The organism is Streptomyces sp. NPDC001606, from assembly GCF_053596835.1.
The window spans coordinates 261,624-288,618 of record NZ_JBSFHC010000005.1; the positions used below are offsets into that span (position 1 = coordinate 261,624).

At 72.5% G+C, this 26,995-nt stretch carries 21 protein-coding genes and 1 pseudogene; 12 read left to right on the forward strand and 10 right to left on the reverse strand.

Translation table 11 applies throughout. The annotated features are described in order from the left end of the window. Positions 1 to 9: 9 nt before the first annotated feature. Genes ACWCV9_RS12815 through ACWCV9_RS12825 form a run of 3 tightly spaced genes read right to left on the reverse strand, consistent with a single transcriptional unit; the run spans position 10 to position 1,557 of the window. Positions 10 to 552: a type 1 glutamine amidotransferase domain-containing protein gene (locus ACWCV9_RS12815; protein ID WP_450786087.1), complete on the reverse strand. Its 543-nt coding sequence runs from the start codon at positions 550 to 552 to the stop codon at positions 10 to 12. A gap of 16 nt (positions 553 to 568) precedes the next feature. Then, positions 569 to 1,183, reverse strand: a complete 615-nt coding sequence (locus ACWCV9_RS12820) for a diguanylate cyclase (RefSeq protein WP_385842896.1) — start codon at positions 1,181 to 1,183, stop codon at positions 569 to 571. Next, positions 1,180 to 1,557, reverse strand: coding sequence for a DUF2795 domain-containing protein (locus ACWCV9_RS12825; protein ID WP_450786088.1), 378 nt, complete (start codon positions 1,555 to 1,557; stop codon positions 1,180 to 1,182). The genes ACWCV9_RS12820 and ACWCV9_RS12825 overlap by 4 nt, the downstream gene beginning before the upstream one ends. A 329-nt stretch (positions 1,558 to 1,886) precedes the next feature. Between ACWCV9_RS12825 and ACWCV9_RS12830 the strand changes: the two genes are divergently transcribed. Next, positions 1,887 to 2,843: a DMT family transporter gene (locus ACWCV9_RS12830; RefSeq protein WP_450786090.1), complete on the forward strand. Its 957-nt coding sequence runs from the start codon at positions 1,887 to 1,889 to the stop codon at positions 2,841 to 2,843. Positions 2,844 to 2,882: 39 nt separating this feature from the next. Here the strand turns inward: ACWCV9_RS12830 and ACWCV9_RS12835 are convergent, their stop codons facing one another. Next, positions 2,883 to 4,679 carry a thiamine pyrophosphate-requiring protein gene (locus ACWCV9_RS12835; protein WP_450786092.1) on the reverse strand — a complete coding sequence of 599 codons (1,797 nt, stop codon included), beginning with the start codon at positions 4,677 to 4,679 and terminating at the stop codon, positions 2,883 to 2,885. Between the two features lie 264 nt (positions 4,680 to 4,943). Here ACWCV9_RS12835 and ACWCV9_RS12840 point away from each other — a divergent pair, with 264 nt between their 5' ends. The 3 genes from ACWCV9_RS12840 (at position 4,944) to ACWCV9_RS12850 (ending at position 7,991) form a co-directional block, all read left to right on the forward strand. Further along, entirely contained in the window at positions 4,944 to 5,498 is a 555-nt protein-coding gene (locus ACWCV9_RS12840; protein WP_450786093.1) for a hypothetical protein, read from the forward strand. A 181-nt stretch (positions 5,499 to 5,679) separates the two neighbouring features. After that, a complete protein-coding gene (locus ACWCV9_RS12845) occupies positions 5,680 to 6,936 on the forward strand; it encodes an aminotransferase class I/II-fold pyridoxal phosphate-dependent enzyme (RefSeq protein ID WP_450786095.1) in 1,257 nt (418 codons plus the stop codon). Then, entirely contained in the window at positions 6,933 to 7,991 is a 1,059-nt protein-coding gene (locus ACWCV9_RS12850; protein ID WP_450786096.1) for an MBL fold metallo-hydrolase, read from the forward strand. The genes ACWCV9_RS12845 and ACWCV9_RS12850 overlap by 4 nt, the downstream gene beginning before the upstream one ends. A gap of 3 nt (positions 7,992 to 7,994) precedes the next feature. On the opposite strand, the gene ACWCV9_RS12855 is transcribed toward ACWCV9_RS12850, so the two are convergent. Both ACWCV9_RS12855 and ACWCV9_RS12860 read right to left on the reverse strand, forming a co-directional pair. Next, positions 7,995 to 8,615 carry a DedA family protein gene (locus ACWCV9_RS12855; RefSeq protein ID WP_450786254.1) on the reverse strand — a complete coding sequence of 207 codons (621 nt, stop codon included), beginning with the start codon at positions 8,613 to 8,615 and terminating at the stop codon, positions 7,995 to 7,997. A gap of 5 nt (positions 8,616 to 8,620) precedes the next feature. Next, positions 8,621 to 9,394 (reverse strand): MBL fold metallo-hydrolase, encoded by a 774-nt coding sequence (locus ACWCV9_RS12860; RefSeq protein WP_450786098.1) that lies wholly within the window; start codon positions 9,392 to 9,394, stop codon positions 8,621 to 8,623. Between the two features lie 84 nt (positions 9,395 to 9,478). On the opposite strand from ACWCV9_RS12860, the gene ACWCV9_RS12865 reads away from it, so the two are divergent. The 4 genes from ACWCV9_RS12865 (at position 9,479) to dnaK (ending at position 14,670) form a co-directional block, all read left to right on the forward strand. Beyond that, positions 9,479 to 9,910, forward strand: a complete 432-nt coding sequence (locus tag ACWCV9_RS12865; RefSeq protein ID WP_385842890.1) for a hypothetical protein — start codon at positions 9,479 to 9,481, stop codon at positions 9,908 to 9,910. Positions 9,911 to 10,002: 92 nt separating this feature from the next. Then, positions 10,003 to 12,117: a phage holin family protein gene (locus tag ACWCV9_RS12870; protein WP_450786100.1), complete on the forward strand. Its 2,115-nt coding sequence runs from the start codon at positions 10,003 to 10,005 to the stop codon at positions 12,115 to 12,117. A gap of 125 nt (positions 12,118 to 12,242) precedes the next feature. Continuing rightward, positions 12,243 to 12,668 carry an OsmC family protein gene (locus ACWCV9_RS12875; protein ID WP_450786102.1) on the forward strand — a complete coding sequence of 142 codons (426 nt, stop codon included), beginning with the start codon at positions 12,243 to 12,245 and terminating at the stop codon, positions 12,666 to 12,668. Positions 12,669 to 12,798: 130 nt separating this feature from the next. Next, positions 12,799 to 14,670: a molecular chaperone DnaK gene (gene dnaK / locus ACWCV9_RS12880; protein WP_450786103.1), complete on the forward strand. Its 1,872-nt coding sequence runs from the start codon at positions 12,799 to 12,801 to the stop codon at positions 14,668 to 14,670. A 30-nt stretch (positions 14,671 to 14,700) separates the two neighbouring features. Here dnaK and ACWCV9_RS12885 read toward each other — a convergent pair whose 3' ends face one another. Together ACWCV9_RS12885 and ACWCV9_RS12890 are read right to left on the reverse strand one after the other, a co-directional pair. Continuing rightward, positions 14,701 to 15,564, reverse strand: coding sequence for a helix-turn-helix domain-containing protein (locus ACWCV9_RS12885; RefSeq protein WP_450786105.1), 864 nt, complete (start codon positions 15,562 to 15,564; stop codon positions 14,701 to 14,703). Between the two features lie 95 nt (positions 15,565 to 15,659). Next, positions 15,660 to 16,487 carry a helix-turn-helix domain-containing protein gene (locus tag ACWCV9_RS12890; protein ID WP_450786107.1) on the reverse strand — a complete coding sequence of 276 codons (828 nt, stop codon included), beginning with the start codon at positions 16,485 to 16,487 and terminating at the stop codon, positions 15,660 to 15,662. Positions 16,488 to 16,615: 128 nt separating this feature from the next. On the opposite strand from ACWCV9_RS12890, the gene ACWCV9_RS12895 reads away from it, so the two are divergent. Together ACWCV9_RS12895 and ACWCV9_RS12900 are read left to right on the forward strand one after the other, a co-directional pair. Continuing rightward, complete coding sequence (locus ACWCV9_RS12895; RefSeq protein WP_450786108.1) at positions 16,616 to 16,921, forward strand: 4a-hydroxytetrahydrobiopterin dehydratase; 306 nt, start codon at positions 16,616 to 16,618, stop codon at positions 16,919 to 16,921. A 5-nt stretch (positions 16,922 to 16,926) separates the two neighbouring features. Beyond that, complete coding sequence (locus ACWCV9_RS12900) at positions 16,927 to 17,673, forward strand: class I SAM-dependent methyltransferase (protein WP_450786109.1); 747 nt, start codon at positions 16,927 to 16,929, stop codon at positions 17,671 to 17,673. Positions 17,674 to 17,710: 37 nt separating this feature from the next. On the opposite strand, the pseudogene ACWCV9_RS12905 reads toward ACWCV9_RS12900, so the two are convergent. Then, positions 17,711 to 20,368 (reverse strand): annotated as a pseudogene (locus tag ACWCV9_RS12905) (cellulose binding domain-containing protein). 148 nt (positions 20,369 to 20,516) lie between these two features. Further along, the gene (locus ACWCV9_RS12910) at positions 20,517 to 23,435 is read right to left on the reverse strand and encodes a glycoside hydrolase family 48 protein (protein ID WP_450786110.1); all 2,919 of its coding nucleotides are present in this window, start codon (positions 23,433 to 23,435) and stop codon (positions 20,517 to 20,519) included. 261 nt (positions 23,436 to 23,696) lie between these two features. Here ACWCV9_RS12910 and ACWCV9_RS12915 point away from each other — a divergent pair, with 261 nt between their 5' ends. Together ACWCV9_RS12915 and ACWCV9_RS12920 are read left to right on the forward strand one after the other, a co-directional pair. Then, positions 23,697 to 25,154: a cellulose binding domain-containing protein gene (locus tag ACWCV9_RS12915; RefSeq protein WP_450786112.1), complete on the forward strand. Its 1,458-nt coding sequence runs from the start codon at positions 23,697 to 23,699 to the stop codon at positions 25,152 to 25,154. A gap of 53 nt (positions 25,155 to 25,207) precedes the next feature. Beyond that, positions 25,208 to 26,989 (forward strand): glycoside hydrolase family 6 protein, encoded by a 1,782-nt coding sequence (locus ACWCV9_RS12920; RefSeq protein ID WP_450786114.1) that lies wholly within the window; start codon positions 25,208 to 25,210, stop codon positions 26,987 to 26,989. The last annotated feature ends 6 nt before the right edge of the window (positions 26,990 to 26,995 follow it).

Genomic DNA, 26,995 nt, shown 5'->3' on the forward strand with positions numbered 1-26,995 from the left:
GTAGGTCCGTCAGCCGGGCTCCCCGGCGAAGACATGCAGGAACGCGTCGCAGAACGCCTTCAGATCGTCCGGCTTACGGCTGGTCACCAGCTGGTTGGAGCCGTGGTCGCAGATCTTGACCCGCTCGTCCACCCAGGTGCCGCCCGCGTTGCGGATGTCCGTGCGCAGGCTCGGCCACGAGGTCAGCACCCGGCCCCGTACGACGTCCGCCTCCACCAGCGTCCACGGGGCGTGGCAGATCGCCGCGACCGGCCGGCCCCCCTCGAAGAAGTCGCGGACGAAGGCGACGGCCTTCTCGTCCATCCGGAGGAAGTCCGGATTGGCCACCCCGCCCGGCAGTACCAGCCCGCCGAACGAGCCCGCCGAGGTCTCGCCCACCACCTCGTCCACGGGGAACGTGTCCGCCTTGTCCAGATGGTCGAACGCCTGGATCTTCCCGGCCTTCGTCGACACCAGCACCGGTTCGTGCCCGGCGTCGGAGGCCGCCTTCCACGGCTCGGTCAGCTCCACCTGCTCGACGCCCTCGGGCGCCACCAGAAACGCGATACGCACGATTCTCCGCCTCCTTTCACCGGTTCCGTTTCCTCGCCCGCGCCGCCCGCCGGCAGCGCAGCAGCTCCTCGCCGTACGGCAGCAGCACACATGCGCCGATCGCCAGGCCGATCCCGGCCAGATAGCCGGGGGACAGCGGCCGCCGGCGGCGGACCAGACGCCATGCGTCCGGGTCGCCGCGCCCGCCCCGCAGCAGTGACCGCACCTGGTCGGAGTGCAGGCACATCAGCGAGGCCAGCCCCCCGAACGGCAGCGACTCCAGAAAGCTGTGGATGTGCTGCTCGACCGGCCGCACCTCGCGGTCGCTGTCCACGGCCGTGCGTACGTCCCACAGCGCGGTCGCCTCGTGCACCGCGGCCGCACCCAGCTGCACGGCCAGCAGCAGCGGGTTCACCTCGTAGCGCAGGGTCAGCGCGATGGGCAGGCCGACCTCCGCCATCATCAGCGAGTGGATCAGGGACTCCTTCGTCCCCGCCGTGTCCTCGATCCTGGTGCGCCGGTGCATCGCCCAGTCGGCGAGCCCCGGCACGAACCAGCCGGGCAGCAGCCCGTAGAGCAGAAACCGCGTGGTGACATCACCGACGTCCACGGTCGTGCCGCGCGCGATGTCCGCCGCCTGGTCTCGGCTCATGCGCCGCCCACCAGCGCCTCGGCCAGCTGGCTCACCGTGTCGAAGCGGTCCCCGTGCGGCAGCCGGGCCACCGCGTCGACCAGGGCGCCGGGCGCGTTGCCCCGGCGCAGCGACCGGGCCAGATCCCCGGCCCGTGCCGGGAACGCGTGCCGGCTCAGGTGCCGGGCCAGCTCCAGCCGCGTCCGCTCCAGCGACGCCGGTGCGCCCAGTCCGCCCACCGGTCCGCTGGTCACCTCCGGGTCGTCGTCGGCGGCCGGCTCCACGTCGTGCCACTCCTCGACCCGCGTCGGATGCCCGGACCGCAGCATGCCCCGCAACTCGTGCTTCATCTCGTCGTCCCGGTGGACGTTCAACCGGTCACTGCCTCGCTGCATGTCCTCCTCCAAGAGGGTCGAAGATCCGCATCGTGGCCACCGATCGGCTCGGTGCGCACACGCGTACCCGTCCAGACAGCCGCATAACAGCCCGTCCCCGACGAGTGCCGGGCGCGGATACGGGAGCCCGTGCACCGACTGCGAGCAGCTACGATGCGCGGGTGAACACCTACTGGCACGTCACCCTTCCGCCGCTCGGCGCCTGAGGGCGCAGACAGCGACGACCGGCTCCCGGCCCCGACCGGCCCCACCAGGCGGTCAGGGGTTCCTGTCGTGCGCCCGTTTCGACGCGAAGTCCCGAAACGCCGTGACGACAGAAGGCCACGACCGTGACCGTGCCGGACCACACCACCCTCACCACTCCTGCCGCGGCCGCCGCAACGCGCCCGCGCCGTTCCCGTACCCGCCTCCTCGGCGGACCCGCACCGATCCTCGCCTCGGCCGTGCTGTGGGGCACGACCGGAACCGCAGCCTCCCTGGCACCGGCCGGCGCACCGGCCGTGGCCATCGGCTGCGCCGGGCTCGCGCTCGGCGGGCTGCTGCTGTTCCTGACCGCCCGCGGCGCCCGCTCGCTGCCGGCCGCCTGCACCCGCGCCGAGCGCCGGCTGCTCGTCCTCGGCGCCCTCGCGGTGGCCGGCTATCCCGTCACCTTCTACCCGGCGGTCGCCCGCACCGGCGTGGCCGTGGCGACCGTGATCGCACTGGGCAGCGCACCGGTCTTCACCGGCCTGCTGTCCTGGCTCACCGGCCGGTCCCGGCCGACCGCCCGCTGGACCGGCGCCACCGCGGCCGCCGTCCTCGGCTGCACCCTTCTGGTGCTGGGCCCCACCCTCAGCGGTGACACAGCCCCGACGGACCTCGCCGGCATCGCGCTCGCCGCGGGCGCCGGGCTGTCCTACGCCGGCTACTCGCTGATCGCCGGCACCCTCATCACCCGCGGACACCCGTCCGGCACGGTCATGGGCGTGCTCTTCGGCGCGGCCGGGCTGCTCTGCGTCCCGCTCGTCCTGGCCGCCGGCCCGCACTGGCTCGGCACCGTCCGGGGCGCCGCGGTGGCGGGCTACCTGGCCCTGTTCAGCGGCTTCCTGGCCTACCGGCTCTTCGGACACGGACTGCGCCGCACCCCGGCGTCGGTCGCGACGACACTGACCCTGGCCGAGCCCGCCGTGGCCGCGGTCCTGGGCGTCACCGTCCTCGGTGAGACCCTGCCCGCCGCCTCCTGGTGCGGGCTGGCCGTCCTCGCCCTCGGCCTGACCGCCCTGACGCTCCCCGGCCGTCGCGGCTAGGGTTCCCTGCCGGGCGGCGGGGGTTACCAGCGCCACTTGCTAGTGCTTGTCGCGGCCCGGCAGGAACTCCTGCATCTTCGCCTTCAGCCCCTGCTTGATGACCGAGCCCCGGTCCGCGTCGCCCTTCAGGATGGACGCGGCCGTGGCCTCCATCTGCTCCCAGGTGGCGTGCGGCGGAATCGGGGGTACGGCGGGATCGGTGAGGAACTCGATCACGGCCGGCCCGTCGGCGGCCAGCGCCGCCCGCCAGCCCGCCTCGACGTCCTCGGGCTTCTCCACCCGCACCCCGGTCAGCCCCAGCGACCGCGCGAACGCCGCGTACTGCACGTCCGGGATCTCCTGCGAGGGCAGGAAGGAAGGAGCACCCTCCATCGCCCGCATCTCCCAGGTCACCTGGTTCAGATCGCGGTTGTTCCACACGCCCACCACCAGCCGCGGATCCGACCAGCGGTCCTGGTACTTCGCCGCCGTGATCATCTCCGCCAGCCCGTTCATCTGCATGGCGCCATCGCCGACCAGCGCGACCACCGGACGGTCCGGGTGCGCGAACTTCGCCCCGATCGCGTACGGCACCCCCGGCCCCATCGTCGCCAGCGTCCCCGACAGCGAACCCCGCATGCCCGGCCGCATGGTGATGTGCCGGGCGTACCAGTTCGCCACCGAGCCCGAGTCCGAGGTCAGGATCGCGTCGTCCGGCAGCAGCGGGTCCAGCGCCCGGGCGACGTACTCGGGGTTGATCGGGTCCGCAGACAGCCCCGCCCGCCGCTCCATCGTCTCGTGCCAGCGCCGTACGTTCGCGCACACCGTGTCGTACCACTCGCGCCCGCCCCGGTCGGCGTTCAGCAGCGGGATCAGCCGCCGCAGCGTCGCCTGCGCGTCGCCGACCAGGTTCACCTCGTACGGATACCGCATGCCGATCATGTGCGGGTCGATGTCGATCTGCACCCCGCGCGCCTTGCCGAACTCCGGCATGAACTGCGTGTACGGGAAGGACGAACCGATGGTCAGCAGGGTGTCGCAGTCCCGCATCAGCTCGTACGACGGCCGGCTGCCCAGCAGTCCGATCGGCCCGGTGACGTACGGCAGCTCGTCACTGAGCACGTCCTTGCCGAGCAGCGCCTTCGCGACGCCCGCGCCGAGCAGCTCGGCGATCTCCTGCACCTCCGCGACCGCGCCGGCCGCGCCCTGCCCGACGAGGATCGCCACCTTGTCGCCCGCGTTCAGCACGTCCGCCGCGCGGCGCAGCGCATCGTCCGTCGGCGTGGCCGTGTAGTCGCTCATGCCCAGGCTGGAGGGCACCATCTTGAACGCGTGCGTCGGCGGCGAGTAGTCCAGCTCCTGCACATCGCCCGGGATGATCAGCGCGGTCGGGGAGCGCCGCGCGTAGGCCGTGCGGATCGCCCGGTCCAGCACGTTCGGCAGCTGCTCGGGCACCGTCACGGTCTCCACGAAGTCCGAGGCGACATCCTTGTACAGCGTGTGCAGGTCGACTTCCTGCTGGTAGGAGCCGCCCATCGCGGTCCGGTTCGTCTGGCCGACGATCGCCAGCACCGGCACATGGTCCAGCTTGGCGTCGTACAGCCCGTTCAGCAGATGGATGGCGCCCGGCCCCGAGGTCGCCGCGCACACCCCGATACGGCCGCTGAACTTCGCGAACCCGACCGCCTCGAAGGCGGACATCTCCTCGTGCCGGGACTGGATGAACCGGGGCTTGTCCTCGGCCCGGCCCCAGGCGGCGAGCAGCCCGTTGATGCCGTCACCGGGATAGCCGAAGACCTGCTCCACGCCCCAGGCGCGCAGCCGCTCCAGAATGTGGTCGGAGACCTTGGTGCTCATCGAGGGGACCTCCCCGTGCATGCGGAACGGACGATCCGGTCAGCGGATACCGAGTCACCTGGGCGGCGGCCGGAAAACCTCCGGGAGGTGGCGGCGGTCCTGCTGTCACCCGGTCGGCCGCGTCTGTCCCGCGAATGGGCTCCGGCCGCGCGCGGTACGCCGCCCGCCGGGCTGTGATGGCAGCGAGGGCACACACGCGCCGCGCAACCGCCGTACCGCCGTCCGCCCCGCGTCATCCGTCACCGCTCGCCGAGGAGCCCGCCGATGCGCAGCACCGCCCGAGCCCTGTCCGTCGCCCTCGCCGTGGGCGCCTCGCTCGCCATAGCCGGGCCCGCCGCCGCGGACCCCGCCGAGGCCGGCCCCGGCACCTTCTCCATGACCTGCGATCCTGTCGGCGACCCGGCGGGCGGCGGCGAGGACACCGCGTCGAGCGTCGACGGCGCCTGCCCCGCCGCCCCCGGCAAGGCCGCCCAGCCCTGGAGCGCCCACCCCGAACCGTCCGACCACGGCGACGCCCCGGGGAACGCCCACGGCGACACCCCTGGTGACACTCACGGTGACACCCATGCGGACACCCACTCGGACACCCACCCGCTCGTCCCCGAGTACGACGACCACGGCTGCCGCGAGCCGCGCGCCGCCGACGGCTGTGCCCCGGCCGCGGTGCAGCACGGAGTCGGGGCCGGAACCGGAGGCAGCCTCGGCGGCTCGGTCCCCGCGCTGGTGGCCGGCGGCATCCTCGTCGCCGGGGCCGGTGCGGGAGCCGCCTACCGGCTGGGGGGCCGGCTGCGGCGCACCGGCGGGCCGGGGCGGGCATGACCCGGCGGACCACGGGACACGCCCCGCGGCACACGCCGGACCGCCCACGGAAAACCGCATCACGCCGACCGCAGGACACGGGCCGCGGAACACGGAACACGCAACGCACTACGCGGAACACGGAATACACCGAACGGTAGGCGGTAGACGGTAGAGGCACACGGACTGCGCGGAGGCGGACATGCGGCGGACGGACCCCGAGGACCACGGACCCGTCCGCTACGGCCCACCCCTGCCCGGCGACGGCCTCCCCGTGCTCCCCGAACTCTCGGCCGTCCTCGCCGCGGCCGCGCACCGCACCGACGCCCAGCCCGTCGGCGGCGCCCCCGCCCTCCTGGAGGCGGCCTGCGGCTACTGGACCCGGCGCGGCCTGCCCAGCATCCCCGACCAGGTGGCCGCCGGCCCCGGCGCCCCGGCGCTGCTGCTCGCGCTGACCGCCGCACTCGCCGGCGACGGCGCCGACGTCCTCGTGCCCCGCCCCTGCGCCGCCTGGTGGGCTCCCTACGCCAGGCTCCTCGGCCGGCCCGTCTTCCATGTGCCCACGCCCGCCGAGAGCGGCGGCGTCCCCGACCCGTACGCCCTGCTGGAGACCGTCCGCCGGGTCCGTGCCGAGGGCGGTGACCCGCGGCTGCTGGTGCTGTCCGTCGCCGACGACCCCACCGCCACCGTCGCCCCGCCCGAACTGCTGCACGAGACCGTCGAGGCCGCCGCGGACGAGGGCCTGTACCTGGTCAGCGACGAGACCTGGCGGGACACCGTGCACGCCCCGCACGAGACCGTGCTGCTCAGCCCCGCCGAGATGCGGCCCGACCGGGTCACCGTCGTCACCGACCTGGCCGGCGCCCTGCTGCCGCCCGGCTGGCCCGCCGCCGTGGCCCGCTTCCCTGCCACCGACGCCGGACGGCGCCTCCACGCGCGCGTGCTCGACATCCTCACCGCGCTCGGCGCACGGATCGCCGCCCCGCTCTCCGCGGTCGCCGGCTACGCCCTCGACGAACCCGAACCCCTCTTCGCCCGCCGCGAGGCCACGGTACGGCTGCACGCGCGCGTGGCCGCCGCCGCGCACGCCGCGGTGGTCGCCGGCGGAGCGCTCGCCCGGCCGCCGCAGGCCGGGCGCCACCTCTACGCCGACCTCGGCCCGCTGCGCGAGGTGCTCGCGGACCGCGGCGTCGGCGACGCACAGGAGCTGGAGGACCTCCTCACCGCCCGGCTGGGCATGCCCGCGCCCGGCGGCCACCGCTTCGGCGACGACCTCGGCGCGCTGCGCGTACGCCTCGCCACCGGGCCCCTGCTGGGCGGCACGGACGAGGAACGCGCGGAATGCCTCACGTCACCCGAGCCGTTGGAACTGCCACATGTGCACCGGGCATTGATCTCCTTGAGGTCTGTCTTCGACGATCTCCGCGACGACGCTCAGCGATGGGAGCCTCCTCGATGACGCAGCAGACGCAAGAGCCCGGACCGGCCCGGACGGCCCCCACCGCCGACCAGCCCGGCGCGCCGGCTCCCCTGGCGGCCCCCTTCCCCCCGCTGGCCGAACCCCGCCCGCTCGGCGAACACCGTGTGTGGCCCCGCACGTTCCACGACCGGCTCACCGCCCCCCTGCCCGGCCTGAAGGCCCTGGCCCGGTTCGCCCGCGAAGGCGCCGTACGCCCCCGCCCCGACGGCCTCGCCGACATCTCCCGGCTGCCGTACGCCCCCGCCGCGCTGCCCCGCGTCGGCACCCGCGGCCTCGCCGTCACCTGGGCCGGACACGCCAGCTGGATCGTGCGCATCGGCGGGCTCACCGTGCTCACCGACCCCGTCTGGTCCCGTCGGATCCTCGGCACCCCCGCCCGTATCACCCCGGTGGGCGTGCCCTGGGAGACCCTGCCCCGGGTCGACGCCGTGGTCATCAGCCACAACCACTACGACCACCTGGACGCCCCCACCCTGCGCCGGCTCCCGCGCGACACCCCCGTGTTCGTCCCGGCCGGCCTCGGCCGCTGGTTCCTGCGCCGCCGGTTCGACTGCGTCACCGAGCTGGACTGGTGGGAGGGGGCCGAACTGTCCGGGGTCCGCTTCGACTTCGTCCCCGCCCACCACTGGTCCAAGCGCACCCTGACCGACACCTGCCACAGCCTGTGGGGCGGCTGGGTGCTCACCTCGGCGGAGGGACAGCGCCTCTACTTCGCCGGCGACACCGGATACGGCCACTGGTTCTCCCGCATCGGCCGCCGCTACCCCGGCATCGACCTCGCCCTGATGCCCATCGGCGCCTACGACCCCCGGTGGTGGCTCAGCGACGTCCACTGCGACCCGGAGGAGGCGGTCCGGGCCACCCTCGACCTGGGCGCCCGCCGGATGGCCCCCATGCACTGGGGCACCTTCATCCTCTCGGCCGAGCCGGTCCTGGAACCCCTCACCAGGGTGCGCACGGCCTGGGAGAAGGCCGGACTCGACCGGGAGAACCTGTGGGATCTGCCGGTGGGGGCCTCCGGGGTGCTCGAGTGAGCACTACCGCAACCGCCGCACCACCCCCGGCGCCGCGCTGAACAGCACGGTCAGCCCCACCGCCACCAGCACGCCCTCCCAGGGCTCCGGGAACAGCGAACCGCCCAGAATCCCGATCACCTGATAGGTGGCCGCCCACGCCAGACAGGCGACCGCGTTGCCCCGGGAGAACCGCCGCAACGGCCACTCCGCCAGCAGACAGGCCAGCATCACCGGCACCCGCCCGGCGGGCACCAGCCGGGACAGCACCAGCACCGCGACCCCGTGCTCGGCCAGCCTGGTCCGCGCCTGCTCCAGCCGCTCCTCCGGCGCCCGCGACCGGATCGCCTCCAGCCACCGCGAACCGTTCCTCGACCGCAGCCCCCGCCGCCCCAGCCAGTACAGCGCCGCATCGCCCAGGAAGGCGGCCAGCGACGCCGTCACGAAGACCAACGCCAGCGAGAACGGCGCCGTCTGATGGAACGCCACCACCGCCGCCGAACTCACCAGCGCCCCCGTCGGCACCACCGGCACCAGCGCGCCGATCAGCACCAGCAGGAACAACGACGGATAGCCGAGCGCCTGTGGCGTCGACTCCGGCGGCACCGGCCGGGCCTCACCCGCGGCCAGGGCTATCGCGGACAGCCAGCTCACCGGGCGGCCTCCAGCCGTATGCTCTCCCCGTGCCCGAGCCGGTGCACCGCCACCGACGGCGCGGCCACCGCCGCCAGCCGCACGAACTCGTCACCCGGCGCATGGAACTCGTGCGGCCGGACCGCGTCCATGCCGAGGGGCCAGTACGTCCCGTAGTGCACCGGCACCGCGGCCCGCGGCGCCAGCCGGGCCAGCGCCCGCGCCGCCCGCCCCGGGTCCAGATGCCCCTCGCCGAGATACGGCCCCCAGCCGCCCACCGGCAGCAGCGCCACGTCCACCGGCCCGACCCGCTCGGCCATCGCGTCGAACAGCCCGGTGTCCCCGGCGAAGTAGGTCCGGGCCTCGCCCGTCACCACGTAACCGAGCGCGGGGGAGCGGCGCGGGCCCACCGGCAGCCGCCGCCCGTCGTGCAGGGCCGGCACCACCCGCACCGACACCCCGCCGGCCCGCACCTCGTCCCCGGGGACCACCTCGGTCAGGCGCAGGTGCCGCAGCCGGCGCAGGCCCGGGACCGCCCGTGGTGCGCCCCGGGGCACAAGCAGGCGCGTGCCCGGGGCCAGCGCCGCCAGCGACGGCAGATGCAGATGGTCGGCGTGCAGATGGGAGACGAGCACCAGGTCCGCGCGGCGGGCCTCGGCGGGCGGCACGGCACCGCGGCGGCGGCGCAGATGCGCCAGCCGGCGGGCGAACAGCGGATCGGTGAGCACCCGTGTGTTCGCGTCCTCCACCGTGCAGGTGGCATGGCCCCACCAGGTGATCTCCACCGGCACCCTCTTCGCCCCCTTCGCGCGACTCCCCGAAGCCTACGGGCAGGAGTAGGGTCGGCGGCGAAACCCGGAGGTGAGGGGGACGCCATGGGACAGCCACGGGGTGCCTTCGGCGTGCGCACGCCGGTACGGATCACCACCATCGCCAGCCTCACCCCGCTGGAGCAGCTGGAGGCCGACCCCTTCCTGGTGGACTCCCGCAGCCAGCACGCGATGTGCGCCCGCTGGGCGGCCGAACACGGCTATGTCGTCGCCCGGGAACTTCTCCTCGGCGGGCTGCGTTACGACCATTGCGCACTGTGGGAAGGGGTGCGGCCCGGGGTGGACGTGTTCGTCGCGCCCAGCCTGCGGGTGCTGGAGCGGGCCCTGTCCTCGGTGGAGGCGTTCACCGCCGAGTGCGCACGGCGCGGGGTGCGCGTGGAGACGGTGGGGCGGGCCGAACCGTCGTACGACGCCCAGATGAAGGCGCGGGTGCACCGCCGCCTGTCCATGCCGACGGCCGGGTACGACGGACGCTGACCCGGGGGCCCGGCCCGCGGTTCCGGCCGTGTGACAAGGTGGGGGCGGCCCCGGATCGGTCGAGCGGGGCCGGGATGTGAGGGGTGCGGGGCGTGCGGGGTGTGCGATGGCGGCGGGTCGTCGGCCAGGTCGGGCGCAGTGTCGCCGTATGGGCGGTGTCCACCCTCACCATGCTGGTCCTCGCCGCGGCCCTGCCCGACTTCCAGCTCCAGTCCGCCGACGGTGACAGCGCCACCCGCATCGCCGTCACGGCCGCCTGCGGCGCGGGGGCCTTCGGCGTCCTCTCGGCCGTGGTGTGGCCGCTGCTGGTGCGGCTGCTGCTGCTCGTCCCCGCCCTCGTCCTCGGCCTGCTGGTCTTCTTCCTCAACGGCTCCCTGCTGCTGCTCGCCCTGCGCATCAACCCCTCCGGCCGGGGCGCGGCCGCCCCGGAGACCGCCGTCATCGTGGCCGCCGTGATGTCCGCCGTCGCCTCGGCCACCGGCGCCGCCCTCGCCGTCCGGGACGACGAGGCCTACCGGCGCCGGCTGCACCGCCTCGCCGCCCGCCGCCGCAGACCGGGCCCGGGCTGCCCCGCGACGCCCGGCCTGCTCGTCGTCCAGCTCGACGGGGTCGGTCACGACGTCCTCACCGGGGCCGTCCGCAGGGGGCTGATGCCCACGGTCGCCCGCTGGCTGGCGGCGGAGCAGCCGGACACCGGGGACGGTGCGCGGGCGGCCGCGGACCGCACCCCGCCGACGCACCGCCTCACCCCCTGGCGCACCGACTGGTCCAGCCAGACCGGCGCCAGCCAGCTCGGCATCCTGCACGGCAGCACCTTCGACGTGCCGGCCTTCCGCTGGTACGAGAAGGACCGGGGCGAGGTGATGGTGTGCAACCGGCCCGCGAGCGCCATCGAGTTGCAGCGCCGTGCCGTGCTGCGCACCGGCGACGGCGGACTGCTCGCCGTCGACGGCGCCAGCCGCGGCAACCTGTTCAGCGGCGGCGCCGGCGAACAGGCCCTCGTGCTGTCCATCGCGGTCCGCCGCCGAGGCCGGGAGAACCGTTCCCGCGCCGGCTACTTCGCCTACTTCTCCGACCCGGCCAACGCCGTCCGCACCGCCCTGTCCTTCGCCGCCGAGGTGGCCCGGGAGATCGGCCAGTCCGTCCGCGCCCGCCTCTGCCGGCAGCGCCCACGGGTGAGCCGCGGCGGCCTCTACCCCCTGATCCGCGCCTTCGCCACCGTCGTGGAACGCGATGTCGTCGTCGCCGCGGTGATGGGCGACATGCTCGCCGGCCGTACCGCCGTCTACGCCGACCTCGTCGCCTACGACGAGGTGGCCCACCACTCAGGCCCGCACAGCCGCGACGCCGAGAAGGTCCTCCAGCGCCTCGACCGGTCCCTCGCCCTCCTCGAACGGGCCGCCGAACACGCCCCGCGCCCCTACCGGATCGTGGTCCTCTCCGACCACGGGCAGAGCCCCGGCGAAACCTTTCGCTCCCGCTACGGCCTCACCCTCGGCGACCTCGTCCGGGCCGGCTGCGGACTGCCCGTACCGCGCCGGGCGGAACGCACGCACAGCGGCGCCGAGGCCCGGGCCGCCGTCCGGGCCGCCCTGGGCCGGCCGGTGGAGGAGCACAGCGAGCAGCACCGGCCCGCCCGCGGCACCGAGCCGATCGTGCTCGCCTCCGGCAACCTCGGACTGGTCGCCTTCCCGGACGTGCCCCACCGCATGACCAAGGAGGAGATCGACGCCCGCCATCCCGCGCTGCTCGGCACCCTCGCCGACCACCCGGGCATCGGCTTCCTGCTGGTGCGCAGCGCCGAGCACGACGGCCTGGTGCTCGGCGCGCACGGCGTCGAGATCCCGCTGGCCGACCTCGACACCGACCCCGGCCCGCTGGCCCGCTTCGGCCCCGGCGCGGCCGACGCCGTCCGCCGCGCCCACACCTTCCCGCACACCGCCGACATCATGGTCAACTCCGTCTACGACCCCGCCGACGGCGAAGTCCTCGCCTTCGAGGAGCAGATCGGCTCCCACGGCGGGCTCGGCGGCGCCCAGTCCCGGCCGTTCCTGCTGTCCCCGCTGACGCTGTCCGCACCGGCCGACGACGGGGCGGAACCGGTCGGCGCCGAGGCGGTGCACCGCATCCTGCGCCGCTGGCTGGCCGAGCTGAACGGCCCCCAGGTCCCGCTCGGCACGGCCGCCGAGGAGGAACGGGCCGCCTGAAGCCGGGCCGCTTCGCGCGCCGTTCACCGCGCGGAGTGCCGGTCTTCGGCCTGCGCGGAGCCCGGATGTGATCGGATAGGGCACGGAAGACCCGCACAACGCGACTTCACCTGAAAGGAACCAACGTGGCCACCACGCGCACCGCGCACACCGAATGGGAAGGCAACCTGCTCGAGGGGAACGGCGTCGTCACCTTCGACTCCTCCGGCATCGGCTCGCAGCCGGTGTCGTGGCCCTCGCGCGCCGAGCAGGCGAACGGCAAGACCAGCCCCGAGGAGCTGATCGCCGCCGCCCACTCCAGCTGCTTCTCCATGGCCCTCTCGCACGGCCTGACCGGTGCCGGCACCCCGCCCACCCGGCTGGAGACCAAGGCCGACGTCACCTTCCAGCCCGGCGAGGGCATCACCGGCATCCACCTCACCGTGCGCGGCCAGGTGCCCGGCCTCGACGCGGAGGGCTTCGCCTCGGCCGCCGAGGACGCCAAGAAGAACTGCCCGGTCAGCCAGGCCCTGGCCGGTACGACCATCACCCTGACGGCCGAGCTGGCCTGACGCCCGCGCGCCGCCGGATGCCGCGTCCCCGCCGGGGGGCGCGGCATCGCCGTTCCTGGGCACCCGTGCATTGACAGGGCCGTACGCACGTCCTGTGCTGGAGGTGCGCCCGGGTGGAAGGGGACGGATCATGGCACGAGCGGTCGGAATCGATCTCGGGACGACGAACTCGGTGGTGGCCGTCCTGGAGGGCGGCGAGCCCACGGTCGTCGCCAACGCCGAGGGCGCGCGCACCACCCCCTCCGTGGTGGCGTTCGCGAAGAACGGCGAGGTACTGGTCGGCGAGGTCGCCAAGCGGCAGGCCGTGACCAACGTGGAGCGAACCGCCCGCTCGGTGAAACGGCACATGGGCGACGCGGCCTGGCGCTTCCCCGAGCAGGGCTCGGTGGACGGCACCCGGTTCCGCGCCCAGGAGCTGTCCGCGCGGGTGTTGCAGAAGCTGAAGCGGGACGCGGAGGCCTACCTCGGCGAGGACGTCACGGACGCGGTGATCACCGTACCGGCGTACTTCGACGACACCCAGCGGCAGGCGACCAAGGAGGCCGGCGAGATCGCGGGCCTGAAGGTGCTGCGGATCATCAACGAGCCGACCGCCGCCGCCCTCGCCTACGGCCTGGACCGCGGCGAGGAGCAGACCGTCCTCGTCTTCGACCTGGGCGGCGGCACCTTCGACGTGTCGCTGCTGGAGATCGGCGAGGGCGTCATCGAGGTCAAGGCCACCAACGGCGACACCCACCTGGGCGGCGACGACTGGGACCAGCGGATCGTCGAGCACCTGGTGCAGCGGTTCAAGGGGCAGTACGGCATCGATCTCGCCGCCGACAAGATGGCGGTGCAGCGGCTCCGGGAGGCCGCCGAGAAGGCCAAGATCGAGCTGTCCTCCTCCACCGAGACCTCGATCAACCTGCCCTACATCACCGCGTCCGCCGAGGGCCCGCTGCACCTGGACGAGAAGCTCACCCGCGCCCAGTTCCAGGAGCTGACCGCCGACCTGCTGGAGCGCTGCACGACCCCCTTCCACCAGGCGGTCCGGGACGCCGGGGTGCAGCTGTCCGCGATCGACCACGTCATCCTGGTCGGCGGCTCCACCCGGATGCCCGCCGTCACCGACCTGGTCCGCGACCTCACCGGCAAGGACCCGCACAAGGGCGTCAACCCCGACGAGGTCGTCGCCGTCGGCGCCGCTCTCCAGGCGGGCGTCCTGCGCGGCGACGTCAAGGACGTCCTGCTGCTGGACGTCACCCCGCTGTCCCTGGGCATCGAGACCAAGGGCGGCATCATGACCAAGCTGATCGAGCGCAACACCACGATCCCCACCCGCCGCTCGGAGATCTTCACCACCGCCGAGGACAACCAGCCCTCCGTCGGCATCCAGGTCTACCAGGGCGAACGCGAGATCGCCGCCTACAACAAGAAGCTCGGCGTCTTCGACCTCACCGGGCTGCCGCCCGCCCCGCGCGGCGTCCCGCAGATCGAGGTCGCGTTCGACATCGACGCCAACGGGATCATGCACGTCTCCGCCAAGGACCTCGCCACCGGCCGCGAACAGAAGATGACCGTCACCGGCGGCTCCGCCCTGCCCAAGGACGACATCGACCGCATGATGCGGGAGGCGGAGCAGTACGCCGAGGAGGACCGGCGGCGCCGCGAGACGGCGGAGACCCGCAACCAGGCCGAGCAACTCGTGTACCAGACCGAGAAGTTCCTCCGCGACAACCACGACCGCGTGCCCGACGCCACCCGCGGCGAGGTCGAGGAGGCCGTCGGCGCGCTGAAGACCCTGCTGGAACAGAACGCCGACACGGCCGCCCTGCGCTCCGGCGTCGAGCGACTGGCCACCGTCAGCCAGCGGATGGGCCAGGCGATGTACGAGTCCGCCGCCGCCCAGGGCAGCGCCGGCGCCGGCCCCTCCACGGAACAGACCGCGGCCCCCGACGAGGAGGGCGTGGTCGACGCAGAGATCGTCGACGAGGACCGCGACGCCAAGGGAGGCGCCGCCTGACCCCCCAGCACGGGTCCGGCGCGGCGGGCCTCAGCAGGCGTCGCGGAACTCCTCCAGCAGCTTCAGGGTGCGCTGGGCGGACGCGGCGCGGGCCGTCATATGGTCCAGCACCTCCAGATGCGCGCCGACCTCGCGGCGCGCGTCCAGATACAGGGCACCGGTCAGATACTCGGTGAACACCATGTCCGGCAGCTCCGGCTCGGCGAACCGGAAGAGGGTGAACGGCGCGTACGTCCCCGGATGCGGGCCCGCGGAGAACTCGGCTATCTGGAGCGTGATCCGGTCCCGCCGGGCGCACTCCAGCAGCCGGTCCAGCTGGTCCCGCATCACCTCGGTGCGCGCGCTCACCGGGCGCCGGAGCACCGTCTCGTCCATGATCACCCACAGGTGGGGCGGGTCGTCCCGCTCCAGCAGCCGCTGCCGCTCCATCCGCAGCGACACATGGCGCTCTATGCTGTCCGGCCGCGACTGCCCGATGGTGCCGGCCTCCAGCACGGCCCGCGCGTACTCCTCCGTCTGGAGCAGGCCCGGCACGAAGTGCGGCTCGTAGGAGCGGATGATCCGGGCGGCGCCCTCCAGGCTGACGTACAGGCTGAACCAGTCCGGCAGCACATCGTGGAACCGCTGCCACCAGCCCGGCTGGTTCGCCTCCTCGGCCAGCCGGACGAACGCGGCCGCCTCCTCCTCGGGCACCCCGTAGGTGGCCAGCAGCACCTGCACATAGGGGATCTTCAGGGCGACCTCGGCCATTTCCATGCGCCGTACGGTCGCCGACGCCACCCGCAGGACCCGGGCGGCCTCGTCCCGGCCGAGCCCCGCCGCCTCCCGCAGCTCCTGTAGCCGCTTGCCGAGCACCACCTGGCCCACGGTGGGCGCAGCCCGCCGTTCGCTCACGCCACGCCCTCCCCATGCGCCGCCGTACCCCGGCAGTCTGTCATGTGATCGCGTTCCGCACACCGGTGCCGGCCGCCCGGAGGGCCGCGGTGTCCTCAACCGGCCAGCGTGTGCAGGTATTTGCTCGTCGCCGGGTCAGCGGGCAGGAACGTCTCGATGGCCAGCTCGGCGACCGTGACGTCCATCGGGGTGTTGAAGGTGGAGATCGACGAGACGAACGACAGGATCCGGCCGTCGTGCTCGATCCGCAGGGGCAGCGCGAAGTACGGTACGGGCGCCTCGGGTTCGGCGCCGGGCGCCGGGTCGGGCACCGGGTAGGCGGCGACCTCCTCGTACAGGGCGCGCAGCGGCTCCGAGCGGTGCAGGGCGAGCTGACGCTCCATCTGGGCCAGCAGATGGCCGCGCCACTCCGGCAGGTTCCGGATGCGCGGCGCCAGCCCCTCGGGGTGCAGGGTCAGCCGCATCGCGTTCGGCGCGGGGGACATCAGCCGCTCCGGCACGCCCTCCAGCAGCATCGCGATACCCCGGTTCGCGGCGACGACCGTGTACGTGGCGTCCACCACCAGCGCCGGGTACGGCTCGTAGCCCTGGATGAGCCGTTCCATGCCGTCGCGCAGCCCGTCCAGCGCCGGGTCGTCCAGCGGCGTCTCCGGATAGTGCGGGGCGTAACCGGCCGCCAGCAGCAGCGCGTTGCGCTCGCGCACCGGCACGTCCAGATGCTCCGCGAGCCGCAGCACCATCTCCTCGCTGGGCCGGGACCGGCCGGTCTCCACGAAGGAGATGTGCCGGGCCGAGGAGTCCGCGCGGAGCGCCAGTTCCAGCTGGGAGACGCGGCGCCGTTCGCGCCAGGCGCGCAGCAGCGGGCCCACACCCTTGCCGGTGCCGGCGGCGGACGGGGCGGGAGCGGACGCGGCGGTCGTCATGCCGCCGACCCTAGCCGAGCGGCGGGCGCCGGGACGAGCCCGTCCGGACCCGGCCTGCGCACCCGGGTGGCGGGCGTGGCAGGCTGAACACATACCCCCGACCGCCCGCCAGGAAGGGAGACAGCCCCATGGCCGTCGAACCGCTGTCGCAGAAGGAGATCGAGGACCGGCTCGCCGAGCTGCCCGGCTGGTCGGTGGACGGCGACCGGCTCACCCGCACCTACCGGCTCGACTCGCACATCGCCGCGGCGGCGCTGGTCATGCACATCGCCGGCATCCAGAACGAGCTGAACCACCACTCCGACCTCACCCTCGGCTACAACACCGTCTCGCTCACCGTGCACACGCACAGCGCGGGCGGCGCCCTCACCGCGAAGGACTTCGGTCTCGCCCGCAAGGTGGAGGACATCGCGCCGGCTCACGGCGCACACTGAGGGGCGTGCTGGACTACGACAAGGAAGCCGACGCCTACGACGCGTCCCGGGGCGGCGAGGCCCGCGCCGAAGCGGCCGCCCGAGCGGTGCTCTCGCTGATCCCCGAGGGGCCCGGCCGGCTCCTCGACGCGGGCTGCGGCACCGGTATCGTCACCCGCCGGCTCGCGGCCGCCCGGCCCGGGCTGCGGGTGACCGGCACCGATCTCGCCCCGGCGATGACCCGGATGGCGGCGGCCCGGGTGCCCGGCGCGATCCTGCGCGCCGACAGCCGCCGGCTGCCCTTCCGCAGCGGCACCTTCGACGTGGTCACCAGCATCTGGCTGCTGCATCTGCTGTCCGGCGCCGACGTGGGCGCGGTCGTGGCGGAGTGCGCCCGGCTGCTGCGGCCCGGCGGTGTCTATGTCACCACCGTCGACAAGGCCGCCGCCCATGACGTCGGCAGCGACATCGACGCCGTCCTCGCCTCCCGGCCGCGCCGCCCCGCCCAGGACGCCGCCGCCGCCGTCACCGCGCACGCCGCCCGGCACGGGCTCCGGCCGGCCGGACACACCTCCTTCCCGGGCATCGGCCAGGGCCGCAGCCCCCGCAGCACCATCGCCGACCTGCGCCGGGGCTGGTTCACCCTGCTGCCGCCGGGGGAGCCGGACACGGAGCAGTTCGCGGCCCGCCTGGCCCGCCTCCCGGACCAGGACCACCCCCGCCCGGACCCGGTCTTCGCCCTGCGAGCCTTCTGCAAACCGACGGCTGAGTGAGGCCACCACGAGGTGCGGGGTGCCTTTGCCGTGAGGGTCAACCCACCGTGCAGGTCCGGCCGTTGAGGGTGAACGACGTCGGGCTGGAGTTGGCGGACGACCAGCTTGCGGTGAAGCCGAAGGCCACCGAGGAGCCTGCGGCCACGGTGCCGTTCCAGCTCAGGTTCTTCGCGCTCACCGTGGCGCCCGACTGCGTGTAGTCGGCGTTCCACAGCTGGGTGATCTTCTGGCCGTCGGCGAAGGACCAGTTCAGCGTCCAGCCGGACCACGCGTCCGGGCCGGTGTCGGTCACCCGCACATCCGCCTGGAAGCCGGCCGCCCACTGGTTGGTGACCTTGTACGTCACCGCGCAGCCGCCGGACGCCGGCGGGGTCGTACCCCCGCCGTCGCCGCCACCGGTGTCGGAGGTGTCGCCCTAGATGACCCCCCGGCCGTTGGTGGACACGTACACGCGGCCGTACACCCGCGGGTCACCGGTGATCGCGGTGCCCGTCCAGCCCCACTGGTGGGCGTCGTCGTTGATCCGCGTCCAGGTCGCGCCCTTGTCCGTGGAGCGGAAGATGCCGCGCACACCGCCGATCCGCGCGCTGGTGAAGAGCGTCCGGTACGAGGCTCCCGGCGCCGCCTTGCCGAAGCCGATGGTGTCGGCCTGCTCGACGTTCGGCAGCCTGGTGAAGCTCGCACCGCCGTCGGTGGAGTGCCACAGGCCGTACGCGCCGTCCGCCGCGCCGCCCGCCAGCCACACATCGCCCTTGGCGCCCGGCAGCGCCTTGAAGCGCACGCTGTCACCGCTCGGCAGACCGGAGGCCGCCGAGGTGGTGAAGGTCGCGCCGCCGTCCGTGCTGACGTAGAACGTGCCGGACTTGAAGCCGTAGAACGTCCTGGGGTCGACGCGGTCCGACTCGACGGTCGCGCCGGCCGGGATGCCGCTGGACACCGACCAGGACGAGCCGAGGCCCGTCGTGTACCGCACCCCCGTGCCGGCGGGGCTCCATACGAACCGGCTGCCGTCGGCGGCCGCCGCCACCGTGCCGCCGCCGCTGACCCCCGAAGGATCCGTGCCGCCGGACCAGTTGGCGCCGTTGTCGGTCGAGAACGCGATGTGAGGGCCGGAGTCGAGATCGCCGACGCGGACCACGATGTCGGGGTTGCTCTCCGCGAAGTCCAGGCTGGTGGTCGTGGTGAAGGTCGGCGAGGTGTACATCAGCGACGGCACCTTCGTCAGGTCCGTGTGCCGGAAGCCGCCGATGTCACCGAGCGCGCTGAACAGCCGGGCGTCACCGGACGGCGGGGACGCCAGGTCGTTCACCGCGGTCTCCTCCAGCCCCTGCACCATGGGCTTCACGGTGAACGTGCCGCCGCTGTCCCACCGGGTCAGGTTCTCGGTGCCGAACAGCGTCGCACCCGTGCCGTACATCATCCGGTCCGAGTCGAACGGGTCGATCTCCAGCGACTCCGTCATCCAGCCCAGCTTCGGCGTCTGCTCGGGCGGGGACGGGTTCGCGCCGAAGCTCAGCCAGGGGGAGGAGGACACATCGAGGGTGTACCGGTTCGAGCGGGTGGGGTACGACGTGTAGTCCCAGGCCTTGGTCCAGGTGGCCCCGCTGTCGGTGGAGCGGAAGATCTGGGTGTCCGGCCACCAGGAGCTGTACGCGGTGGCCATGAGGGTGGACGGGTGCTGGCGGTCGACGGTCAGTCCGCTGAACCCGTAGGAGGTGTCCGACTCCGCGACCGGGCTGATGTCCGTCCAGCTCCCGGTCGCCGTCGCATACCGAAACAGCCGGCCCTTGCCGCCGTCGTACGGGCCGCCCTTGTCGCTGTAGGCGACGTACAGATAGCCGTTCGCGGCGTCCAGCACGCCCTTGTGCGGCAGGTAGCCCGTCGGCTGCCCGGCCAGCCGGGTCCAGGTGGCGCCCGCGTCCGTCGAGCGGTACACCGCGTTGTCCTTGTCGGCGACCCCGACATAGATGGTCCTGGTGGCGCTCCCCGCCGTCCCGGTCGACTCGTCGAAGGTGACCCAGACGATCCCCTGGTTGTCACTGGCGTAACCGGTGGTGTCCGTCGGGTCCTGCTGGTAGTTCCCGGGGTTCGGGAAAGCCGTCACCTGCGACCAGGTCGCTCCGGAGTCCGTGGACCGCCACAGGCCCTTGCCGCTCGGCGCGCCCAGATACAGCACGCTGTCCTTGTTCGGGTCGATCGCGAGCCGCTCGCCCATGCCCCGTCCGGGCATGTTGCCGCCCAGCTTGAACGGCAGGTCCGCCTTCTGCCAGGTCGCCCCCCGGTCCGAGGAGCGCAGCACCGCCCCGTTCGTCGGGTCCCAGCCGTTGGTGTACGTGCCCACCGCCGCGTACACCTTGTCGGGGTTCACGGGGTCGGAGGCCAGGCCGGCCACGCCCATGTGTCCCCAGTCCTTCCAGCCGACCGAGTCCAGCAGCGGCGTCCAGCTCTTCGTCGACTGCTGCCAGCGGTAGGCGCCGCCGATGTCGGTGCGGGCGTAGACCAGGTTCTTCTCGGAGCGGTTGAAGACGATCCCGGGGACGAAACCGCCGCCGTCGATCCGGGCGTTCCGCCAGGTGTACGTGTCCGCCGCGAGCGTCGCCCGTGGGGCGGGGCCCGAGGCCAGCGCGGGCGGGGTGCCGGCGAGCAGGCCGGCGGCCAGTGCCAGCACGGCGGTCAGGATGCGGGTTCTGCGCACGAACGGAGTCCTTCCGTGGGGGAGTGGGGGAGTGGGGGGAAGGGAGGTGCGCGGGTATGGAACCGGGCGGCCCCCTGTGCGAGTGGGGGCCGCCCGGGTGACCCCGTCTTCCTGTGACGGGGTCGTGCACGCGGAGCGTCAGCGGGGACTATTCGAGGAGCTCCGCGTACGAGCCCATGGCCATGGCGACGTCCGCCTCGGCCCAGAACCGGTGGTACGTGAAGGTGGGCGCGGCGCCGCCCTTGAGGTAGGCCTCGATCTTCGACCAGGCCGGGTCGTTCTTGTAGAAGGAACGGATCGAGCTGAAGGTGGACGAGGAGTTGATCGCGTCGCCGTTCGGCATGGTGCCGGTCCAGCCGCTCGGCACGGACACGCTGTCACCGAACCGGCTGTAGTCGCTGCGGGTCTCCGGGACGGCGATGCCCAGGCTGTCCTGGTAGTTGTTCCACATGCCGTCCAGCAGCGCCTTCGCCGTCGACTTCGCGGTCGCGTCACCGGACTTGGCGCCGTAGTACGTCAGGGTCTTGGCGTACGCCGCCGCCACGCCGACGTCGTTGGTGTAGTCGGCGACGGTGACATGGAGCCCGCTGTTCGATCCGGGACTCGACGGGTTCCAGGTGTCGGGCTGGCCCGACCACTGGAGGGTCGCCGGGATCTGGTAGGTGCCGTCCGGGTTGATCGTGGTCTTGGACAGCGCCCACTTCACCCACTTGTCGAGGATCGCCTTCGCCGTGGCGTTCCCGGTCTGCTGGTAGTACTCGGCGACCCGCTCCATCGACCAGGCCTGGAAGCCGAACCACTGGTTGGACGGCGGGTCGTGGTAGACCGGCTGCCAGTCGTAGTACATGCCGTAGAAGGTCGACGTACCGGCGGGCGGGCTGGCGTACCGGCCCTGCCAGCTGTTGGTCGCGCCGCCCGCGATGGCGCCCTCGGACGACTGGAGCCACCGGTAGAACTCCAGCTGCCGCTGGAGGGACTTGCCCCAGTCGGCAACGCCGGTGGCCGACTTGGGCTCCAGGTCGGCATAGCTGCTCAGCGCGTAGGCGGCGAGGGGGTTCTGGTAGCCGCCGTGCACATGGCTGGAGCCGATCCGCCATGCCCAGCCCGAGTTGGTGTCGGTGGCGCCGCCCCAGGCGTAGTACCAGGACAGCAGGTAGTGCGAGGCGTCCTTGCCGGTGCCGGCCGCGCAGGTCGAGGCCCCCACACAGTTGCCGATCTTCTTGAAGTACTTGTCGTACATCGCGTACCGCAGGTAGTCGCCCATCTTCGCGGCCTTGGCCACCGTCGCGGACACGTCGCTGCCCTTGCCCTGCTGCTTGGCCCACACGTCCGCCCAGTACGCCGCCTGCACCGCACGCGCGTCGGCGTCCGGGGCGTCGGTGTACTTCCACTGCTTGGAGTAGGAGTTGTCGCCGGTGAACAGGTCCAGATAGCCGTTCTTGCCGCCGTACTTGAAGGCGTCGCAGGTCGGCTGCGGGATGGTCTCCCACACCGACTCCTGCGGGCCGCGCTGGAAGGTGTTCAGATACGACGGGCCGCTCGCCGTCGGGCCGCCCTCGCAGGTGCCGCCCGGGGTGTCGCCGTAGCCGTAGACGTTGTCGACGTCCTCGATCCAGTGCATGCCGTAGACGTCGTCGGTGCCGTAGGTGCTCTTCAGCTCGGCGGCGATCGGGTCCGAGCCCACGGACACGGAGGTGTCCAGCTTCGCCGGATACTGGTCGGGGGTGTCCTCCTCGGGGGCGTAGGTCGCCGGCTTGGAGGCGTTGTAGAAGGAGTTGGTCGGCTGGTCGGCGTGCGTGGGGATCATGTACTTCTCCATGAGGGCCCACGCCCCGTTGAACTTCGACCAGTCGCCGGTGACCTTGCCGTACATCGCCTGGAGCCACAGCAGGTAGCTGTAGGCCTCGGACGTGGTCTCGTGCCCGTAGTCCGGCGCCTCGACGATCAGCGTCTCCACCGAGTGGTAGGGGATGCCCTGCGGGGAGAAGTAGCCGTTCGCCGGGTCGGTGATCTTCCCGTAGAGGTCCAGGAAGCGGGTGTCGTACGTCTTGGTGGGGGCCAGCTCGGTCACCGTCACCGTGGCCTTGGTGTAGCCCGTGGCCGAGGCGGTGAAGGTCGCGCTGCCGGTGCCGGAGGAGTCCGCCGTGACGGTGACGTTCTGCGCGGTGTCCCAGTTGGCCGGGGTGAAGGTCAGGGACGACCCGCCCGTGACCGACAGACCGGTGTTGCCGGCGGTGCGGGCCACGCCCACCGTCACGTTCGCGCTCGGCTTGGTCGACAGCTTCACCGCGAAGGTGCCCGACTTGCCCTGCTGGACGCCCAGCTGGGACGGGGAGGCGACGACGGCGGGTCCGGACGCGACGGTGACGCCGACCGGTGTCGACTCGGCGGACGCGCCGAGGCTGTCGTACGCCTTCGCCACCAGTGAATGACTGCCCACGGTCAAATCGGAGACCGAGAGTGTGTACGGCGCGCTCGTGTCGGTGCCGAGCAGCGTGGTGTCGTCGTAGAACTCCACCTTGCTGATGGTGGCGTTGTCGGCCGCCGCCGCGGTCGCGGCCAGCGGGATCGCGTCGCCCTGGGTGTACACCGCGCCCGCGCTGGGGCTGGTCAGCACCGTGAGCGGCGGCTGGTGGGCGCCGGCGCAGGTGGTGCCGTTGACCGCGAACGCGGTGGGCGCCGCGTTGGTGCCGCTGTAGGTGAACTGGGCACCGGTGCTGACGGCGGAACCCGCGGCGATGGTCGCGTTGTACGAGGCGTTCTTGACGGTGACGGTCTGGCCGGACTGCGACCAGGTGCCGTTCCAGCCGTTGGACAGCTTCTGGTTGCCCGTATACGAATAGGTGAGCGTCCAGCCGTCGATGGCGTCGGTGCCGCGGTTGGTGACGGTGAGGTCGGCGGTGAAGCCGGAGCCCCAGTCGTTGGTCTTGTAGTCGACGCTGCACTGCACGGTCGCCGCGTGCGCGGCCGGGGTGCCGGTGGCGAGCATCGTCAGGGGCAGGGCGAACGCGGCCGCCACGGCGGTCCACAGTCGCCGCACGGCTGCGCGTCTGCGTCCGGGATCCATGTGCTGGTTCCTCCTTGCGGCTTTGCGGCTCGGTCAGAAGTCAAGGCTTGAACCAGTGGGAGCGCTCCCATAGTGATGACCGCCATGTGAACGGTCAAGACGCTCGAAGAGACGAAAAGATTCGACGCTTTTAGTTGAGGAAAAGTCAGCGCCTCTGCTAGGCAATCCGGCCGCCGGGCGCTACCTTCCTTCGCACCAGTGGGAGCGATTCCATTCAGTCGACGCGTCCGTCACGGCGTGTCCAGCTGTGAGGAGTCGCTCATGCGACACCCCCCGCGTTCAGTACTTTTAGCCGCCGCCGGCGCCGCCGCACTCGTGCTCGGCGCCGTCGTCCCGGTGGCCAGCGCACAGGGCGCCGCGCCCGCCTGCACGGTGGACTACTCCGTCACCGGCCAGTGGGACAGCGGCTTCCAGGGATCAGTCAGGATCACCAACAACCAGGCCGCGCTCAGCACCTGGAAGCTCGGCTTCGACTTCGCCGACGGCCAGAAGGTCACCCAGGGCTGGAACGCCGCGTGGTCCCAGTCCGGTACGACCGTGACCGCCACGAACGAGAGCTGGAACGGCTCGCTCGACACCGGAGCGAGCGTCAGCGCCGGCTTCCTCGGGTCCTGGTCGGGCCGGAACACCGTACCGACCGCGTTCAAGCTCAACGGCACCACCTGCAATGTCGACAGCGAACCGCCACCACCCCCGACCGGCAGCGGCGCCCCCGCCCTGCATGTCTCCGGCGCCAAGCTCGTGGACGCCGGCGGCACGCCCCACCGGCTGCTCGGCGTGAACCGCTCCGGCGGCGAGTTCAAGTGTGTGCAGGGCTACGGCATCTGGGACGGTCCCGTCGACGACGCCGCCATCCAGGCGATCGCCGACTGGAAGGCCGACGCCGTCCGCATCCCGCTCAACGAGGAGTGCTGGCTCGGCCTGTCCAACGTCAAGCCCGAGTACGCCGGCGCGAACTACATCGCCGCCGTCAAGGACCTGGTGGCCCGCGTCGAGGCGCACGGCCTGACCCCGATCCTCGATCTGCACTGGACCTACGGCCAGTACACCGGCAACTCGGCGGGCTGCTCCGACGTGCACGCCACCTGCCAGAAGCCGATGCCCGACGCCCAGTACAGCCCGTCCTTCTGGGCGTCGGTCGCCGGCACCTTCAAGGACGACCCGGCACCCGTGTTCGACCTGTTCAACGAGCCCTACCCGGACCGTGCCACCAGCAGTGTCACGGACGCCTGGAAGTGCTGGCGGGACGGCGGGACCTGCCCCGGCATCTCCTATCAGGTCGCCGGCATGCAGGACCTCGTGGACAGCGTCCGGGGCGCCGGCGCCAAGAACGTCATCATGGCCGGCGGGCTGGCGTACTCCAACGACCTCAGCCAGTGGCTGACCTACAAGCCCACCGACCCGGCCGGCAATCTCGCCGCCGCCTACCACGTCTACAACTTCAACTCCTGTTCCTCGGCGAGCTGCTGGGACTCCACCCTCGCCCCGGTCGCGGCACAGGTCCCGCTGATCGCCGGCGAGGTCGGCGAGAACACCTGCGCGCACTCCTTCACCGACCAGGTCATGAAGTGGCTCGACGACCACGGACTGTCCTACCTGGGCTGGACCTGGAACACCTGGGACTGCTCCAGCGGCCCCTCCCTGATCTCGTCGTACGACGGCACACCCACCGCGTACGGCGCCGGGCTGCGCGACCATCTGCGCGCCCTCAACCCGTAACCCCCATCCCGCAACTTCCCCCAACGCAACCCCGGAAGAAGGAACCCGCACTGATGAGTCGCACCAGAACATCCCTGCTCGCGGCCCTGGCGCTGGTCGCCGGGACCACCGGCACGGCGCTGCTCTCAGCCCCGGCCGGAGCCGCCACCTCCTCCATCCCCTGCACCGTGACCTACACCGTGCAGAACCAGTGGGACACCGGCTTCACCGCCGCCGTCACCGTCACCAACAACGCGGCCGCCAAGTCGAGCTGGTCGCTGAAGTGGTCGTACGCCGGCAACCAGAAGGTCACCAACGCCTGGAACGCGACGGTCAGCCAGAGCGGCGCCGACGTCACCGCCGCCAATGCCGGCTACAACGGCACGCTGGGCACCGGCAGTTCGGTGAGCTTCGGCTTCAACGGCAGCTACAGTGGCTCCAACGCCGTACCCGCCACCTTCACCCTGGACGGCGTCACCTGCAACGTCGACAGCGGCGGAGGCGGCGGAACGGGCGGCGGCACCGGTGGCGGTACCGGTGGCGGCACGGGCGGCGGTACCGGTGGCGGCACCGGTGGCGGCACGGGCGGTGGCAGCACCGGCGGCCGGGTGGACAACCCCTATGTCGGCGCCAAGGTGTACGTGGACCCCGAGTGGTCCGCGCACGCCGCCGCCGAACCGGGCGGCAGCCGCATCTCCAACCAGCCCACCGCGGTCTGGCTCGACCGGATCGCCACCATCAACGGCGCCAACGGCGGCATGGGCCTGCGCGACCATCTGAACGCGGCGCTCACCCAGAAGGGCTCCGGCGACCTGGTGGTCCAGCTGGTCATCTACGACCTGCCCGGCCGCGACTGCGCCGCCCTCGCCTCCAACGGCGAACTCGGCCCCGACGACATCGACAAGTACAAGACCGACTACATCGACCCCATCGCCTCGATCCTGTCCGACCCGAAGTACGCGGGGCTGCGGATCGCCACCGTCATCGAGCCGGACTCGCTGCCCAACCTGGTCACCAACGGCGGCGGCACCTCCACCAGCACCAGCGCCTGCGAGACCATGAAGGCGAACGGCAACTACGAGAAGGGCGTCAGCTACGCCCTCCAGAAGCTCGGCGTCCTCTCCAACGTCTACAACTACATCGACGCCGGACACCACGGCTGGCTCGGCTGGGACACCAACCTCGGTCCCTCCGCGCAGGAGTTCTACAAGGTCGCCACCTCCAACGGCGCCAGCGTGAACGACGTCGCCGGGTTCATCGTCAACACGGCCAACTACAGCGCCCTGAAGGAGCCGTACGTCAAGGTCACCGACTCGGTGAACGGCACGACCGTGCGCCAGTCGAAGTGGATCGACTGGAACCAGTACGTGGACGAGCAGTCGTACGCCCTCGGCCTGCGGGACAAGCTCGTCTCCCTCGGGTTCGACCCCGGGATCGGCATGCTGATCGACACCTCCCGCAACGGCTGGGGCGGCACCGCCCGGCCCACCGGGGCCGGCCCGCAGACCTCCGTCGACGCCTATGTCAACGGGGGCCGGGTCGACCGCCGTATCCACGTCGGCAACTGGTGCAACCAGAGCGGCGCCGGGCTCGGTGAACGGCCCACCGCCGCGCCGGCCGCCGGTATCGACGCCTATGTGTGGGCCAAGCCGCCGGGGCAGTCGGACGGAGCCAGCTCCCCCATCGCCAACGACGAGGGCAAGGGCTTCGACCAGATGTGCGACCCGACCTACACCGGCAACGCACGCAACGGGAACAGCATGTCGGGCGCCCTGCCGAACGCGCCGCTGGCCGGGCACTGGTTCTCCGCCCAGTTCCAGCAGCTGATGCAGAACGCCTACCCGCCGCTGCCGTAACCCCCT